Annotated in this window: 17 protein-coding genes; 7 read left to right on the forward strand and 10 right to left on the reverse strand. The window is 65.9% G+C overall.

The features are described from left to right. Positions 1–68: 68 nt before the first annotated feature. Positions 69–590: a flavin reductase family protein gene (locus LNV28_RS05080; protein WP_263516183.1), complete on the forward strand. Its 522-nt coding sequence runs from the start codon at positions 69–71 to the stop codon at positions 588–590. Here the strand turns inward: LNV28_RS05080 and LNV28_RS05085 are convergent. The 4 genes from LNV28_RS05085 to LNV28_RS05100 form a co-directional block, all read right to left on the reverse strand. Beyond that, positions 569–2,050: an aminotransferase-like domain-containing protein gene (locus LNV28_RS05085; protein ID WP_263516182.1), complete on the reverse strand. Its 1,482-nt coding sequence runs from the start codon at positions 2,048–2,050 to the stop codon at positions 569–571. The two genes, LNV28_RS05080 and LNV28_RS05085, sit on opposite strands and share 22 nt — an antisense overlap. 9 nt (positions 2,051–2,059) lie before the next feature. Further along, entirely contained in the window at positions 2,060–2,659 is a 600-nt protein-coding gene (locus LNV28_RS05090; protein WP_263516181.1) for a LysE family translocator, read from the reverse strand. A 165-nt stretch (positions 2,660–2,824) separates the two neighbouring features. Further along, on the reverse strand, positions 2,825–3,469 hold the full coding sequence (locus tag LNV28_RS05095) for a hypothetical protein (protein ID WP_263516180.1): 645 nt from the start codon (positions 3,467–3,469) through the stop codon (positions 2,825–2,827). Then, the gene (locus LNV28_RS05100; protein ID WP_263516179.1) at positions 3,466–4,047 is read right to left on the reverse strand and encodes an RNA polymerase sigma factor; all 582 of its coding nucleotides are present in this window, start codon (positions 4,045–4,047) and stop codon (positions 3,466–3,468) included. Before LNV28_RS05100 ends, LNV28_RS05095 begins: the two co-directional genes overlap by 4 nt. 138 nt (positions 4,048–4,185) lie before the next feature. Here LNV28_RS05100 and trxC point away from each other — a divergent pair, with 138 nt between their 5' ends. Beyond that, positions 4,186–4,605, forward strand: coding sequence for a thioredoxin TrxC (trxC, locus tag LNV28_RS05105; protein ID WP_263561631.1), 420 nt, complete (start codon positions 4,186–4,188; stop codon positions 4,603–4,605). Between the two features lie 21 nt (positions 4,606–4,626). Here trxC and LNV28_RS05110 read toward each other — a convergent pair whose 3' ends face one another. From LNV28_RS05110 to LNV28_RS05120, 3 genes are read right to left on the reverse strand one after another with little or no spacing between them, the layout of a single operon-like run. After that, the gene (locus LNV28_RS05110; protein WP_263516177.1) at positions 4,627–6,099 is read right to left on the reverse strand and encodes a hypothetical protein; all 1,473 of its coding nucleotides are present in this window, start codon (positions 6,097–6,099) and stop codon (positions 4,627–4,629) included. Between the two features lie 2 nt (positions 6,100–6,101). Next, positions 6,102–7,025, reverse strand: a complete 924-nt coding sequence (locus LNV28_RS05115) for an ABC transporter ATP-binding protein (RefSeq protein ID WP_263516176.1) — start codon at positions 7,023–7,025, stop codon at positions 6,102–6,104. After that, the gene (locus LNV28_RS05120; protein ID WP_263516175.1) at positions 7,022–7,435 is read right to left on the reverse strand and encodes a GntR family transcriptional regulator; all 414 of its coding nucleotides are present in this window, start codon (positions 7,433–7,435) and stop codon (positions 7,022–7,024) included. The genes LNV28_RS05115 and LNV28_RS05120 overlap by 4 nt, the downstream gene beginning before the upstream one ends. Before the next feature lie 288 nt (positions 7,436–7,723). On the opposite strand from LNV28_RS05120, the gene LNV28_RS05125 reads away from it, so the two are divergent. Continuing rightward, positions 7,724–8,050 carry a helix-turn-helix domain-containing protein gene (locus tag LNV28_RS05125; RefSeq protein ID WP_263516174.1) on the forward strand — a complete coding sequence of 109 codons (327 nt, stop codon included), beginning with the start codon at positions 7,724–7,726 and terminating at the stop codon, positions 8,048–8,050. After that, on the forward strand, positions 8,043–9,284 hold the full coding sequence (locus LNV28_RS05130; RefSeq protein WP_263516173.1) for a type II toxin-antitoxin system HipA family toxin: 1,242 nt from the start codon (positions 8,043–8,045) through the stop codon (positions 9,282–9,284). Before LNV28_RS05125 ends, LNV28_RS05130 begins: the two co-directional genes overlap by 8 nt. Before the next feature lie 252 nt (positions 9,285–9,536). On the opposite strand, the gene LNV28_RS05135 is transcribed toward LNV28_RS05130, so the two are convergent. The 3 genes from LNV28_RS05135 to LNV28_RS05145 all read right to left on the reverse strand — a co-directional run bounded on the left by LNV28_RS05135 (position 9,537) and on the right by LNV28_RS05145 (position 12,146). Then, the gene (locus LNV28_RS05135) at positions 9,537–10,061 is read right to left on the reverse strand and encodes a GNAT family N-acetyltransferase (protein WP_263516172.1); all 525 of its coding nucleotides are present in this window, start codon (positions 10,059–10,061) and stop codon (positions 9,537–9,539) included. A 124-nt stretch (positions 10,062–10,185) separates the two neighbouring features. Next, positions 10,186–11,028, reverse strand: coding sequence for a DUF817 domain-containing protein (locus LNV28_RS05140; protein WP_411969904.1), 843 nt, complete (start codon positions 11,026–11,028; stop codon positions 10,186–10,188). Further along, on the reverse strand, positions 11,025–12,146 hold the full coding sequence (locus LNV28_RS05145; RefSeq protein WP_263516171.1) for a threonine aldolase family protein: 1,122 nt from the start codon (positions 12,144–12,146) through the stop codon (positions 11,025–11,027). The genes LNV28_RS05140 and LNV28_RS05145 overlap by 4 nt, the downstream gene beginning before the upstream one ends. A 73-nt stretch (positions 12,147–12,219) precedes the next feature. Here LNV28_RS05145 and LNV28_RS05150 point away from each other — a divergent pair, with 73 nt between their 5' ends. From LNV28_RS05150 to LNV28_RS05160, 3 genes are all read left to right on the forward strand, one after another. Then, positions 12,220–14,211 (forward strand): peptidase U32 family protein, encoded by a 1,992-nt coding sequence (locus LNV28_RS05150; RefSeq protein WP_263516170.1) that lies wholly within the window; start codon positions 12,220–12,222, stop codon positions 14,209–14,211. A gap of 76 nt (positions 14,212–14,287) precedes the next feature. After that, positions 14,288–15,349, forward strand: a complete 1,062-nt coding sequence (locus LNV28_RS05155; protein ID WP_263516169.1) for a hypothetical protein — start codon at positions 14,288–14,290, stop codon at positions 15,347–15,349. A gap of 248 nt (positions 15,350–15,597) precedes the next feature. Then, positions 15,598–16,158, forward strand: coding sequence for a PEP-CTERM sorting domain-containing protein (locus LNV28_RS05160; RefSeq protein ID WP_263516168.1), 561 nt, complete (start codon positions 15,598–15,600; stop codon positions 16,156–16,158). Positions 16,159–16,202: the final 44 nt, after the last annotated feature.

Here is a 16,202-nt window from a genome sequence, read left to right on the forward strand (position 1 = left end):
TCTGAGGCCGGGCGAAGACGAATGACCCCGCAAGCGCTGCCAAGCGGCCGCTTGGCAGACAATGCGCCATGCCCGTGACGCCCATCCCTCCCCAGGCCCCCAGCGGCCCCGGCTTTGACAGCCCGCAGTTCCGCTCCGCCCTGGGCATGTTCGCCACCGGCGTGACCATCGTCACCGCCCGCGCGCCCGACGGCAGCCTGGTCGGCCTGACCGCCAATTCCTTCAATTCCGTCTCGCTCAGCCCGCCCCTGGTGCTATGGAGTCTGGGCCAGAAGGCCGGCTCCATGCCGGTGTTCAGCCGCGGCTCGCACTACGCCATCAACATCCTGGCGGCCGAGCAAAAAGACCTGGCCCAGCGTTTTGCCACCCGAGACATCGACCGTTTCGCCGGCGTGGCCTGGCGCGAAGGTGCCGGTGGCGCGCCGGTGCTGGACGGTGTGGCCGCGGTGTTTGAGTGCGCCAACCGCAGCCAGTACGAGGAAGGTGACCATGTCATCTTCGTCGGCGAGGTGGAAAGCTGCAGCTGGCGCGAAGGCGCCCAGCCCCTGATCTTCCACGGCGGCCGCTACTACACCGAACTGCCGCTCTGAAGCGGCTTTGCTGAGCCGCCTGGCAGGCGCCGCAAGAGCGCGCTGCTGTCGGCCACGGCCTGCAGGCGTTCGCGCAGATAGTCCGCCAACCTCGGCTGCTGGCTGAACACGACATTGAAACGCAAATGACGCGGCGCCTGGCCGGTGCTGGAGAAGGTGGGGCCGCCGACCAGCAGGATCTTGTTGCGGTAGGCGTCCTGCAGCAGCAGGGTCATGTCCACGCCCTCGGGCACCTGGCCCCAAAGAAAGAGGCCACCCTCGCCGGGGTGGTCCATGGCGATGCCGGCCTCGCCAAGCTGGCGCGCGCTCAGCGTGCGGGCCTGGAGCAGGCGGCCCTGCAAACGCTCCAGATGCTTGCGCAGGCGGCCGGCCAGCAGGATCTCCAGCATCACCCATTCATTGAGCGCCGCTCCGGTCAGCACCGCATAGATCTTCTCGCGCAGCAAAGCCTTCAGCAGGACCGGGTCGGCCGCCACATAACCGGTTCGTAGAGCGGGGCTCAGGGCCTTGCAGAAGCTGGAGTAGTAGATGACGCCGTCCAGGCCCGAGAGGGCGGCCAGGCGGGTGGCATGGCCGGGGTGGAAATGGCCTTGCACATCGTCCTCAGCGATCAACACACCATGCTCGCGCGCCAGCACCAGCACCTGGTGCAGATTGGCGGCGCTGCTGCTCCAGCCGGTCGGGTTGTGCAACACCGTCTGGATGAAGAGCAGGCGCGGCCGGTGCAGGCGGCAGGCGGCTTCCAGCTCGACCAGGTCCAGGCCGTCGGGCCGGCGGGCGATGGGCACGACCCGCAAGCCCTCCTGGCGCAGACGCTCGAACATCAGAAAGTAGCCGGGGTCCTCGACCAGCACCGTGTCGCCCGGGCGCAAAAAAGCGCGGCAAATCAGGTCGATGGCGTGGGTGCCGCCGTAGGTGGTGAGGATGCGGCCGGCATCCACAGCCAGGCCCTGGCCGCGCATCAAGAGCGAGATCTGTTCGCGCAGCTCCGGCAGGCCTTGCGGCGGGCAGCGCGAGGCCAGGCCGGCCGTGCTGCGGGCCAAGGCGCGTTGCACCACCGAGGCCGGCATGGCATCGGCCAGCCAGCTCGGCGGCAGGGCGCCGCTGCTGGCCAGCAGCACGCCGCTGCGCTGGTCATTGGCTTGCTGGGCCAGCCAAACGCCTTCCTGCTCATCTCCGGCTTCCAGCGCCGCCGCATCGGGCAGCTGGCTCATGCCGGCGCGCGGCTCGCTGACGTAGTAACCGGACGTACCGCGCGCATCGATCAGGCCCGAGGCCACCAGACGGTCGTAGGCAGCGACCACGGTGTTGGGGCTGACGGCCAGGCTGCTGGCCAGCTGGCGGATCGACAAGAGCCGAGCGCCCGGCGGCAGCTGGCGCGCGGCGATCAACTCGCGCAGGCGCAGCTCGATCTGGTCACCCAGGGCGATGGGGGAGTTCCGATCCAGAGGAATCAACATCACCTGAGCTTAGCGCAGCAGGCTCAAGGCCAGCACGACCAAAGAGCCCGCCATGAAGAGGTTGAACACGCGGCGCTTGACCGGGTCCTGCAAGAGCTGACGGATCGCCAGGCCGAACAAGGCCCACATCGTCGAGCTGGGCAGGCCGACCAGCACGCCCACCACCGCCACCAGGCTGGCGCCGACCCATGTGTCCACGCCGCTGGGCATGAAAACCGTGGCCAGGGTGATGGCCTTGACCCAGCTCTTCGGATTGATGGCCTGGAACAGTGCCGCCTGGGCAAAGCTCAAGGGCCGCGCATCCTGCTGCGCCGCGCCGATGCGCAGGCCGCTGAGCTGCCAGGCCAGATAGACCAGGTAGAGCGTGCCCAGCACGCGCAGCACCTGGTGCAGCACCGGGTAGGCCAGGAAGAGGCTGCCCAGGCCCAGACAGGTCAGCCAGGTCTGCACCCCGACGCCGGCATTGCTGCCCAGCATCTGCGGCAAGGTGCGGCGGTAGCCGGCATTGGCCGCCGCGGTGGCCAGCATCAGATTGTTGGGCCCGGGCGTGCTGGACATGAGGAAGCAGTAGCTGGCCAGGGGCAGCAGCTCGGTGGGGGACAACAGCATGGCGGGGCTTCGCTTTCTTACGTTTCGGGCCAGGCTCAAAGGCCTGGCGCCAGCGTAGGGGGCGAGCCGTGCGCGACCAAGACACAGCTGCGCCCGCCGCGGCATGCTCTGTATCAGTGCTCCGACGGGTACAGGTACTCCTCGGCCTGCCCTGCGTCCCAGCCCTCAGCGAGCTTCCGCAGCGTCCTGTGGGGCTGAGGATCTGGCTGCGAGCTGCTGATCCAGCACGTCGATCTCCCGTTGGTAGCGCCGCGCCGCACGCTGGTTCAACGCCACGATGGCGACGAACAGCAAAAGGGCGGCGGCATGCGTCAGCGTGAACATCGTCTCCATGCCGCGGCCGGCCAGCTCGGTTTCGCGGCCCCAAAGGAACAGCCAGAAGCCGGGCAGCAGCGGGCCGATGTACCAGAGCCAGACCGAGCGCACCGCATCGCGCTGGCGCAGCAGCTCAGCACGGTGAAAGGCGGCCCAGTCCTGGCCCAGGGCCTCGGGCGGCAGCGCGCGGCAGGAGGCGCGGCGCCGCAGCTGCTGCAGCACGACCAGGGTGCCCAGCACCACCAGCAAGGCGCCCAGCTTGGTCAGCCAAAAAGGGAAGAGCCAAATGTAGAAGGCATAGACGGGGATCACGAACAGGCCTCCGGCCAGGTACTCGACACGGTTGCGCCGTGCCACGCGGCTCTGCAAGGCGCTGGAACGGCTTCGCAGCTCATCGGCGCTCAGATCCAGCGGCGACAGCGCCTGGGCGTGCCAGAGCTGCTGCCAGGGCTCGCCCGAGGCGGGCGAGGGGTCAGGGTTGTGGGAATGGTTCATGGAGCAGTCCTCCCGGCCTGGTGCTTGGCGGCAAACAGGGCCTTGATGCGATGGATCTTGGTGGCGACATGGCGGGCGTTGAGGCCGGTGACCTCGCCGATGGCGGCGGCGTCCAGGCCTTCGAGGTAGAGCAGCATCACCTCGCGGTCGGGCATGCGCAGGCGGTGGATCCAGGCCAGGATGCGGTCCAGGTCCAGGCGGCGCTCGGTGCTGTGCACGGCGGCGCCCTGGTCGCTGAGCATCTGGGATTCGGCCTCCTGCAGCTGTTCCAGATCCAGGCACAGGCCCTGGCGCTCGAAGCGACGCAGACTGGCCTGCACATGGCTGGCGCCAACGTTGTGCGCCACGCGGTAGACCCAGGTGCGCAGGCTGCAGCCGCCCTGGAAGGCCGCCAGGCTTTGCCAGAGGGCCAGCTGCAGTTCCTGGTTCAGCTCCTGGCGTTTGGCCTCGTCGCGCTCGTAGCCCACCATGAAGCGGGCCAGTTCGGCGCCGTGCAGGGCCAGGGCCTGGCGGTAGCGCTCGGCCTGCAGCTCGGCGCTGGCGAGTGGCGGCGGAGACTCGGGATTGTTGTTCTTCATGCAAGGGTCCAGGCTCGGGCGTTGAACACGGGGCGCGCAAGCGCCATCGAATCAGGCAGTCCCCAGCCCGCGCGATTTCTTACACCGAGTGGTGCGGGGCTTGAAATGACCCCGCCCAGCCTCACGTCCCTGAGCATCATGCTGATCACCTGCCCCCACTGCCTGAGCAAGAACCGTGTGCCCGACGAGCGCGCGGCCCAAGACCCGGTCTGCGGCCGCTGCGGCCAAGCCCTGCTCAGCGGCGAGGTGCTGGCGCTGACCGAGGCCAACTTCGACCGCGTCGTCAGCGGCAGCGAGCTGCCGGTGCTGGTCGACTTCTGGGCGCCTTGGTGCGGGCCTTGCCGGCAGATGGCGCCGCAGTTCGCCGAAGCAGCCCGCCAGCTCAAAGGCCGCGCCTTGTTTGTGAAAGTCAACAGCGACGAGGCGCCGCAGCTCTCGCAGCGTTACGCGATCCGCAGCATTCCGACCCTGATCCAGCTGCAGGGCGGGCGTGAAGTGCAGCGCATCAGCGGGGCGCTGTCGGCCGCGCAGATCCTGGGCTGGATCCAGCGCGGCTGAAGCGACTGAGGCCTCGCCGCATCAAGCCCAGCGTCCCACCGGCATGGCCGTTGGCGCCTGCAAGACCAGGCGCTGCCAGCGCCAGGCCACCAGGCCGACAAAGAGCAAGGCCATGAGCAGGAACTGAGCCAGGATGGGCAGGCCCAGCCACTGCAGGCCTTGCAAGCTCCCGACCAAGACCAGTGCCAGCAAGAGGGGCAGCAAACTGCCATTGCTATTGGGCATGCTCTGGCGCGACCAGTCGCGCAGCAACACAAAGGCGCCGAGGATCAGATAGGCCAGACACAGGTGCACGCCCAGCCAGTTCAAGGCGCGCGGCCCCGGCAGGAGCTGCAGGCCCAGGCACAGCAGCGTGGCCACACCGACGCCGCAAAGCAGCTGGTTCAGCAGACGCCGACCCAGCAGCTGGTTCAGCTGCCGGCCGCGCGGCGCACCGGGCAGCAGCATCAGCAGTGCCTGCTCACGCCGGCTGCGGTAGAGATTGGCAGGCACCGTCAGCAAAACGCCCAGGCAGATGCTGGCCAGGCCGAAGGACAGGCCCATGGAGCCATGCTTGAGAAATTCCCCCCAGAATTCGCCGCGGTTCCAGCCGAGCGCCAGGAACACCAGAAACAGCAAGGGCAGCACCACCGAGACCGAACTGAGCTGGCAGCTCCAATGCGCCTGGCCCAGAGTCACCAGATCCAGACGGGCCATCACGCTGGCCGGCGTCGGCTGGGCCTGGCGCAGCACATGGCGCATCCAGCGCGGCTGCATCCAGCGGAACAGATGGGCCAGGCGCTCGGCCGGGCCGCTCAGCTCGACGAAGGACGAGTGGCCTTGTGACTGCGCCTCGAACAGGCGGCGCAGCTTTTGGCGCGCCTGGTAGTAGGCCAGGTGCTCACTGCCGCCGGTCTGGATCAAACGCGTCAGCCCCCAGGGCAGCAGCAAGAACAACACCAGGCTCAAGCTCCAGGGCTGGCTGTTCTGCCAGCTGAGCAAGGCACTCCAAACAAACAGCACGGGCATGAACTGGCTCCACCAGGGGATCGAGAAAAGGACCAGGCTGACCACAAACCAAGCGCGGTACCAGCGCGCCAGCAAGGCCATGCCGAAGAGCAGCAGGGCCACGCCATGCAGCCAGGCCAGGCCGCCACCGAACTGGCTCGCCAGCACCGCAGCGGCCAGCACCGTGGTCAGGCCATAACTGAGCAGCGCCACGTGCCGCAAGCGCGCCACATGGCCGGGCACGAGGCGGGCGGCATGGGGATGGTTCTGGGCCAGCAGGCCGGCAAAGCTGGTGATCCAGGGCAACACGAAGGCTGAGGACAGCAAAACGGCGGCCAGCTTGGCGGCGCTGGCCGCATCGGCAAACCAGGCCGTCAGGACCAGGGCGACGCTGTAGCCGAGCAGGCAGAAGCCCCAGCCGAGATAGAAGCCCCAGGGCGAGGCATTGCGCTGCATCTGCCAGGGGGCGGCCAGCAAAGGCCGATAGAGCGACCAGAGCGAGGCCATGATCAGGTCAACTCCACGAACAGGTCTTCGAGATTGAGCTCGGCCACGCTGAGCTCGCCATGGAGCAGCGGCACCTGGCCGGGAGCAAAGCGCAGCACGCAGCGCTCACGCCCGGCGGCCTCGGGCTGGCGGCGCAGCAGCTCGGCGCCGCTACCGGCCAGCAAGGCCTGGATCGCCGCGCTGGGGCCGCTGACCAGGCGCACCTCTTCGATCAAGCTGTCCAGCGGCGCCTGCACGGCGATGCGGCCGTTCTGCAGAAAGGCCAGGTTGAAGGCGACCCGCTCCAGATCGGACAGGATGTGGGTGGAGAACACCACGGTCGTGCCGCGGTCCAGCACCTGGTCCACCAGCTCGCGCAGAAAGTCGCGCCGACCGACCGGGTCGAGGCTGGCGACCGGCTCGTCCAGCACCAGCAGATCGGGTTCATGCGCCAGCGCGCGGATGATGGACAGACGCTGCTGCTGGCCGCCCGAAAGGCGCGAGATCATCTGATCGCGTGGGATGTCCCAGCGTGACAGCAGACCCTCGACCTTGGCCTCGTTCCAGCGCGGGTAGAAACTCTTGAAGTAAGCCAGCAACTGGCGCGCCGTGAAGCCCTCGAACAGATCGCTGTGCTGCGGCACATAGCCGATGCGGGCGCGGGCGGCGTCGTCCAGCGCCGTGGCCGCCTGGCCAAACAGCTGCACCTGGCCGGCCTGTGGCTCGCGCAGGCCCAGCAAGGCTTCCAGCAAGGTGGTTTTGCCCGCGCCGTTGCGGCCCAGCAGACCGACCACCTGGCCCGGCAGCAGCTGCCAGCTCAGCGCTTGCAGCACCGGTTTGCTGCCGTAGCTCAGAGACACAGTGTCGAGTCGGGCCGTGGCGCCGGGCAGGTCTGCGGCCAGGCTGGTGGCGCCGGGCAGGGCCTGGGAAGAAAGGACTGCGCTCATTGGGACTCTCCCTCTTTCAGAATGGTTTCGAACAAATGCAAGGCGGCGCTGGCGGGCAGCTCCAGCTGACGCGCCTGATCGGCCGCCTGGCCCAGCACGGGGCGCAGGAGCTCGATGCGCTCGGCCCGCGGCTGCGCCCGCTGGTGCTGGGCCGCCACCCGCATGGCCAGGCCGCGGCGGCGCTCCAGCAAGCCCTCGGCCTCGAGCAGGCTGTAGGCCTTGGAGACCGTCATCGGATGGACGGCCAGCTGCAAGGCCACCTCGCGCACCGAGGGAATCTCCTGGCCGGCCACGAGCTGCCCGCTGGCCACGCAGCGACGCAGCTGCTCGACCATCTGGCGATAGATGGGCTCGGTCGATCCGGTGTTGATGCGGAACGCGAACGGGCCGTGATTCTGGGACTGCGACAAGTGACCTCCGCTGCTGGTGCTGCTGCTGCAAGCACGCCGGCAGGCCTTGCCTGTCAACGTGTACTAGTATCGTAGTACACATAGACGGAGGGGTGCAAGCGGATTTTTGCGGACGGCACGCGGCCCGGCAGCCCTCTGGCTGTGCATCGAGCTGCTGGGTTGCCGGGCCGTTGAGCCGGTGGCTCGCCATGGAAGTCGGCGACCCGAACCCTTCCGGCCCGGCTGCTTTGACTCGTCGCTTGTGCAATCAAGATTGCACAAAAGTGGCGCTATGTGTAATCTTGCTGAATGCCTAAGGCCGCCAACTCCGTCAATAGCCTGCCCAGCTCGGTCCAAGTTTCCTTGGAAGTGCTGGGCAATCACCTGCGCTTGGGACGCAAACGCCGCAAAGAGTCTCTGCGGTCGTGGGCCTTGCGCATGGACGTGTCGGTGCCGACCTTGTCAGCGATGGAGAAGGGCGACCCTCGCGTCAGCATGGGGGTATACGCCACGGCGCTTTGGCTCATGGGGCGAGATGACGAATTGCGGGAGCTGGCTGCCCCAGAAAACGATGCGCAGGCCTTGGCGCAAGAGATGCTGGTGATTCAGAACGCGGGAAAGCGTCGCCATGGATGAGGTTTACGTACCGCAGGACGCCATGAGCCTTTGGTGGCTGGGTCAGGGGCGCCAGTCTCCACAACTGATTGGCCAGATCTTCCTGGCCGAAGGCAATCGCAAGGTCGGCTTGGAGTATTCGCCGATGTGGCTTCAGCAGGGTTTCGCATTGAGCGAGGACTTGCCCTTGGGCCGCGGGGTCTCCTTGCCCAAGGAACGCGACATGGCGGCCGGGGCGGTCGACGACGCCCGCCCGGACCGCTGGGGCGAGCGTGTGATTCGCAAGCTGTACCGGCCATCAAGGCTGTCGGTGTTGGAGTACCTCTACTTCGCCGGAGACGACCGCTTCGGCGCCTTGGGTGTTTCAAAGGCCGCCGATGCTTACCAACCGAGCGGGGGCGGGGCTATGGCCAAGTTGGCCAACCTTGGCGAGATGGAGCAAGCCATTGCGGCTGTCCTGGCTGATGAAAAGCTCGATGAACGGCTGGTGCGGCTGATCAAGCCAGGCCCATCCTTTGGCGGTGCGCGCCCGAAGTCCTTGATCGAGATGGACGGGTGTCAGTGGGTGGTGAAATTCTCCGAGGGTGAAGACTTCGATACCGAGCTGGTCGAGCACGCCACCATGTGCCTGGCTGCGGAGTGTGGTTTGAATGTGGCTGAAACCCGTGCCTTGCAATTGGCGCGAGGCCATGCTGTCGCCATCAAGCGCTTCGACCGAGAGGGCGAACAACGGTCCCACGTGATTTCTGCGAATTCCGTGCTGCGCGCCAATGGGATGCCCATGGGCTATCCCGAGTTGGCGCAAAGTCTGCGACGGATCGGCCGGCCTCAGGCCATCCGGGGGCAGCAAAAGGAGTTGTTCGAGCGGATGGTGTTCAACATCCTGATGGACAACACGGACGACCATGAGAAGAACCATGCATTCGTTCGCTCAAGCGATGGGTTCTACGACCTGTCCCCCGCCTATGACGTCGTGCCGTCCGTCCAGGGCCTGGGCCAGCAACAGCTCAGGGTGGGCAAGGCCGAGGCCGAGTCTTCGATGGAAAACGCCTTGACGGAGGTTCAGGCTTTTGGATTGAGCAAAGACGCTGCGCTCGCGTCCATCAAGAAGATCGCCGCCGCGGTCGACGGTTGGAAGGCGTTCTTTCAAGCTCTTGGTGTTGCCGACAGGGATCTCCAGCGGCTGGCGCAATACATCGATGGCCCGACGCTGAAGACGCAGCGGAGAGAGTTTCTGAAACGCCCGCAAAGCTAAATTTCGAGGTGATGGCGCCCCGATTCAAAATGACTGGATTTCGACAGTCGCACGGAATTGAGGTCAGCTCAGAAAAGTGGGGTCAGAGTGCATTTTCAATGGCACTCTGACCCCACTTTTCACACAGAAACTGGGGTCAGAGTGCATTTTCAACAGCAGAAAAGTGGGGTCAGAGTGCATTTTCAATGGCACTCTGACCCCACTTTTCAGCCCCACGCAATGTCCCGCACCGACTGGGCTGTGAAACGCCCTTCAGCGCCAATGCTCCAGATACGCCGCTTGCGGCCCATAACTGGCCAGCTTGACGCGCAGCGCCGGGGTCTGCGGCGCAGGCTGAAAGCCCCAGCGGCCCCAGAACTCAGCCGAGTTCTGCACCGCAATCAAGCAGGCCCGGTCCAGGCCGCTGGCAGCCAGCCCATCCAGAAAGCGCTGCACCAGGGCTTGCGCCAGGCCACAGCCGCGCGCCTGCGGGTCGACCGACAGATCATGCAGGTAGAGGCAGTCGGCTTGCACAGGCAGCACGCAATCGGCCGCATCCAAGGCCGGCGGTGACTCGGCGCGCCAAGGCAGGGCGAAGAGGTAGGCGGCGAGCGTGAGGCCGGGCTCAGCCGTGGCTGCCGCCACCCAGCAGTGCGAGGGCGCCGCCTGCAGCTTGGCCGCCAGGGAGGCCTCGGACTCCGGCAGCAGCTCGGTGAAACAGGCTGCCTGGATGCGCAGCACCTCGGGCAAGTCGGCGGGCTGCATGGGGCGGATCAGGTACTTGGGGGAGGACAACATCGAACAGGGCAAGTCATCGAAAGCGCCGCCGAGAATGAGCAGGCGCCGGGCAAGGGCCCGCATTGTCGATGACGGCGAAGACCGCAAAGCTGGCCAGCGGCTGCGCCACCCTCCCCTAGATCAATCAATCCGGCACCTGCACCCGCTCGCGAATGTGCTTGAGCTGCACCACCAGGGTGAAGCTGATCAGCACCAGCAGGCTCCAGGAGCTCCACTTGCTCATGTGCACACGAGCCCAGGCGCCCAGCTGGTGCGGGTAGGACCACAGCCCGAAGAAGGTGCCCAGGTTCTCGGCCAGCCAGATGAAGAAGGCCACCAGCACCAGGCCCAGCCACAGCGGCATGCTCAACTCGCGCTGTTGCGGCCGAAACAGGATCTGGCTGCGGGCATACAGCCCCATGGCGCCCGCGGCCAGGTACCAGCGCACATCGCCCCAGACATGCTGGGTGAAGAAGTTCAGGTAGATCGCCAGGGCCATCAAGCCGGCCATCCAATACGGCGGGTGGTGGATGACACGCAGCTGCAGCAGGCGCCAGGCCTGGATGATGTAGCTGCCCACCGCCGCGTACATGAAGCCGGCGAACAGCGGCACGCCGAACAGCTTGGTGTAGGCGAAGTCGGGGTAGGACCAGGACTGCACCGCGGCCGAAGTCTTGAACACCTCAAGGGCAAAGCCGAGCAGGTGAAACAGGCCGATGGCCTTGAGCTCATCGCGTGACTCGCGCCCGCTGAGCACCATGCCGGCCTGGATCAGCAAGGCAATCAGCAAAAGCAAGTCATAGCGCGGCAGGCCCCACCAGCCGGCGCGCGGCACGCAGAACACCGCCGCGAAAAACAGGCCCGCGAACAGACAGGCCTGCGCCTCCTTGCTGACAAAGCCCCAGAACTCCCAGGCCCACAGGCCCCAGGGTCGGCCTGGCGCCGCACGGGATGAGCCACCCGCCGCCGAGTGAGCCGGGCGATTCAAGGCTGGCGCCCTTGTGCATCTACCAACACCGCCTCGAACCCGGCGCGCACCCGCGCGTTGTCCAAGGCCAGCAGATGCTCGCCCACGGTCAGCTCGGCATAGCTCCAGCCGGGCACCTCGCTGGGCCGGGCGTTGCCGAAGAGCCAAATTCCCTCGGCCTGGGCCAGCGCGTCGCGCGCGTCGTTGATGGCTTCGGCCGGTGCGTCGAAATGGAGGTGCAGCATATTGGTGTGCGGGCGTGCCGGGTTCAGGCGCAGGCCACGGACGCCAGCCAAACCGGCCTGCCCTTCCGCCAACAGCAGGGTGCGCTGATAGCAGGCATCCTGCACGGCCAGGCGCTGCTCAAAGCGCATCCAGGCCGAGGCTGCCGGCGCCGTCTGCTGGACCAGATTGCCGCCCATGCGGCGCAGCCAAAGCCGAGCCTGGGCGATGAAATCGGCATCGCCGGCCAGCATGGCGCCCGACAGCCCGCCAATGTCCTTGTAGAAAGACACGTAAACGGACGTGAAACCGGCCACGATCTCCGCGTAGCTGCGCTGCTCGTAAAAGCTGCGGCATTGCCAGAGCCGGGCACCGTCCAGATGCAAAGGCAGGCCACGCTCGGCCGCCAGGGCCTGCAACTGGGTCAGCTCGTCCCAGCTGGGCAGCTGGCCGCCGATCTCGCGCATGGGCAGCTCAACCAGCAAGCAGGCCAGAGGCTGGGCCACGGCCTGCAAGTCCGCCGCGACGATGGGCCGCAGGCGCGAGCCCACCGGCACACCATGCAGGCCCCAGAGGCTTTCGAAAGCTTGTTCCTCATGCAAGAGCAAGTGCGAGTTGGGCGACAGGCCGAAGCGATTCAGGCGCGCCTCCTCGGTGTGCAAGCGCACGGCGATCAGTTGCGCCATCACGCCGCTGGGCATGAAGCAGGCGGCCGGCTTGCCGAGCAGGGCCGCCACCTCTTGTTCAAACTCGGCCAGCAAGCCGCCCTGGCCATAGCTGTCGCCCTGCACCTCGCGGGCGCGGCACCAGTCGGCCAGGGCGGCAAATTCCTCGGCGGCATTCAGGCTTGGATAGCCCGGCACCACGGTCGTGCAGCGGCGGCGCAGTTCGGCTCTTTGCAAGGCATTCAGGCTCATGGGGGATGCTTCTTTCATGCGGGTTTGAGCCCGCAGCTTAGCCGCCTTGGCGTCTCTAGAATCAGCGCCCATCATGCAATGCCACCCACTCGAACTCCTGGCTCCGGCCCGTGATGCCGACATCGGCATCGAAGCGATCAACCATGGCGCCGACGCCGTCTACATCGGCGGCCCCGGTTTCGGCGCGCGCGACAAGGCACCCAACAGCGTGGCCGACATCGAGCGACTGTGTCGCCATGCCCACCGCTTCGGCGCGCGCATCTTCGTGACCATGAACACCATCCTGCGCGATGACGAGTTGGAGGGCGCGCGCCGCCAGGCCTGGCAGCTGTATGAAGCCGGCGTGGATGCGCTGATCGTGCAAGACATAGGCCTGCTGCAGCTGGACCTGCCGCCGCTGCAGCTGCACGCCAGCACCCAGACCGACATCCGCACGCCCGAGAAGGCTCGCTTTCTGCAAGACGTGGGCTTCTCGCAAATGGTGCTGGCGCGCGAGCTGGACCTGGGCCAGATCCGCGCCATCCGTGCCCAGGTGCAAGAGGCCACGCTGGAGTTCTTCATCCACGGCGCGCTCTGCGTGGCCTACAGCGGCCAATGCTTCATCAGCCATGCCCACAGCGGCCGCAGCGCCAACCGCGGCAATTGCTCGCAAGAATGCCGCCTGCCCTATACCGTGACCGATGCGCAAGGCCGCGTGATCGCGCACGACAAGCATGTGCTCAGCCTCAAGGACAACGACCAGAGCGCCAACTTGGAGCTGCTGGCCGATGCCGGCATCCGCAGCTTCAAGATCGAAGGCCGCTACAAGGACATGGCCACGGTCAAGAACGTCACCGCGCACTACCGCCTGCTGCTGGACGGGCTGATGGAGCGCCGCAGCGACTACCGCCGCAGCAGCAGCGGGCGCTGCCGCTTCACCTTCACGCCGCAGCCCGAGCAGGGCTTCAACCGCGGCGGCACCGATTACTTCGTCAACGGCCGCAAGATTGACATCGGCGCCTTCGACAGCCCCAAACACGCCGGCCTGCCGGTGGGCCATGTGGTCGCCGTGGCCGAGCAGCATTTCGATGTGGATACGGGTGACGCCACCATTGCCCTCAACAACGGCGACGCCCTCACCTGGTGGGACCGCCAGGGCGAACTGCAAGGCGTGCCCATCAACACGGTGGAGCCCCTGGGCGGCACCCGCTGGCGCGTGACGCCCAATCTGCACGGCAATCAGGAAGCCCAAAGCGTGACCGAGCTCAAAGACCTGCGCCGCGATCTGGCCCTGAGCCGCAACCGCGACATGGCCTGGGAGCGCCTGCTCGCCAAACCCTCTGCCGAACGCCGCATCGCCGTGGACCTGAGCCTGGCCCAGACCTGGGTGGACGGCCAGCCCGGCTTCGAGCTCAGCCTCAAAGACGAAGACGGCCACCGCGGCGTGGCCCGCGTCCAGCATGCCCACGAGCCCGCGCGCGATGCCAAGCAGGCCGACGCCACGCTCAAGGATCAGCTGAGCAAGCTGGGCACCACCATCTTCGAAACCCGGCGCGTGCGCCTGGCCTGGCGCGAGAGCTGTTTTCTCCCCGCCTCTTTGGTCAATCAGCTGCGCCGCGAAGCCGTCAGCGCACTCGAAGAAGCCCGCGCCCAGGCCTTCGAGCGCCTGCCCCGCGCCACGCCGGTGGAGCCGCCCGTGCCCTACCCCGAAGACACGCTCAGCTACCTGGCCAATGTCTACAACAGCCAGGCCGCCGCCTTCTACGCCAAGCATGGCGTCAGGCTCGTTGGCGCGGCTTACGAGAGCCACGAGGAGCTGGGCGAAGTCAGCCTCATGATCACCAAGCACTGCGTGCGCTGGAGCCTGAGCCTCTGCCCCAAGCAGGCCAAGGGCGTGACCGGCGTGCAAGGCACGGTGCGCGCCGAGCCCCTGGTGCTGCAGCATGGCGACGACCGCCTGACCCTGCGCTTCGACTGCAAGCCCTGCGAGATGCATGTGGTCGGCGCCATGCGCAAGAACGTGCTCAAGCAGCTGAAGGCCGAGCCGGTGACTTTCTATCGAACGAGGCCAGCGGCGAGGGTGTGAAGAACGAAAGAGCGGCGATGGGCAGGCTCCGAAGCAGGCATGATCCGCGCCCGAGGCAATCAGCGCTTTCGCACCCATGCTCAAACTTCTGAAAACCCTGATCGGCACCACGAAAGACAAAGCTGCAGTGCGAGCTGACTCCGATGCGGAGACAGATGCGCAGGCGCCGCCGCCAGCTGTGATCCACGCACCGGGCGCTGAACCTTTCGATCTGTCGGCAGCGCTGATCGATGCTGGCGGCTTCCCGCTCACGGATTGGGACGCGGTGAATCGCTGGATTGCCAACGTGCCAACCGAGGCCGCCAAGGCGCAGGCCTGGGCCGCTTGCGAACAGGCTTGGCTGCAGCACCTCTGCCGCGCCCTGGGGCCGGCCTACCGCTTGCGATCACAAGGCTCGGCCCTGCTGATCTCCACCCTGCCCGAGCATGTGGCGGCAGCGACGCTGAGCTTCGTGAGCAAGACCGTGCAGCGGATCGTCCATCTGCTGCAGGGGCTGGCTGCAGCGCCAGAGTGGGGTCATGACATCCTGATCGTCTTCGATGATGACGACAGCTACTACCGTTATGTCGCGCACTACTACCCCGAGGCCGGAGAGTTTGCGGCCAGCAGCGGCATGTACATCGACGGAGGCTGCGGCCACTTTGTGACGGTGAAAGCCGACCTTCGCTCGGTGGAGCCGGTCATCGCGCATGAGCTGACCCATGCCTGCCTGAGCCACTTGCCCATCCCTGCGTGGCTGAACGAAGGCCTGGCCGTCAACACGGAACTGCGGCTGTGCCCTCCACCACAAGCCCCAAGCAACCCTTGGGATTTGCACGCCCGTCATCTGAAGTTTTGGGGGGCTGCGGAGATTCAAGAGTTCTGGTCCGGCAAATCCTTTCTCCGGAACGACGATGGGAACGAGCTGTCCTACGACCTGGCCAAAGTGCTGGTGTCTCAGTTCGCCGCCGATTGGCAAACGTTCCGCCAGTTTGCGCTCGCTGCCAACTTAGCGGATGGGGCTGCGGCAGCGGCTCAGCTTCACCTGGGCATCGATTTAGGAGCGGCGGTCTGCGCGATTCTGGAGCGGGAGCCGGACGCATCGTGGGCACCGAGACCGGAGGCATGGGGGGAGGCACCCGAGCGAGGTTCGTTTTGAAGGCCTCGGCAATGGGGAGGACGCTTTGAGGCTAGCGCTGTTCGTTCCCCTGGTGAGCGAAATCTGAGGGTTAGGCCGAAATCCCATGAAGTTGGAGGACTGACCCCGCGGGCACATGAGGCGCCGCCAAGGATTCGAACTCTTCTTGGTGAACCGTCCCTAAGACGGGAAGAATCCCCGAGCTACGGGTACTGCCTGGTGGCAGCATCGACGAGAATTTTCAGTTCAGAACCAAAGGGAGATTAAGAGTGAAGGTCAAGAATCTTATCGTCGCGTCGGTACTTGGAGCGCTCCATAGCGGGTTCGCATCTGCGGGTCCATTGACGGGTGATTTCGTTGACGTTGCTATGCTCAGAACCATCGATACAGGCTACGGGCTCGGTCGCATTACGGGCTACGGCCTTGATTCGCCTTTCCAAGTCGTTGAAGGCGACGCGGACAAGAAGCAATACTCGTCCTCCTTCACCATAGACGTTGACGGCGCTGGCTTCGAGATCTTGTTTATTTCGACTGCAGGCTGGCAAGATGGCATCGTCTTGCGTCTATCTGATCTGGACTTCGCGCCAGGATCTAGCTTCAGTTCGTTCAGCCTTCTCGCAGATTCAAATCTGCTTGGGTATACGCTGTCATTTGGCAAGGACTTTGTCGACATCGGTCTCGGAGGAACTAGCTATGGTCCCTCCACATACTTCCGTGGTACGTTCATCGTCCCGGAACCTTCAACCACCGCAATTCTTGGCATTGCCCTGGCTGCACTAACCTTGACTCGGACGAGGCGCGGATTGGCCACAAAGAGAGCTGAGGCCTAGCCCATCTACGAAGACTATCCATCGTTTCAAGCTCCATGAGCAAG

Origin of the sequence: Paucibacter sp. DJ2R-2, assembly GCF_025717675.1 — a bacterium.
Taxonomy (GTDB): domain Bacteria; phylum Pseudomonadota; class Gammaproteobacteria; order Burkholderiales; family Burkholderiaceae_C; genus Paucibacter_A.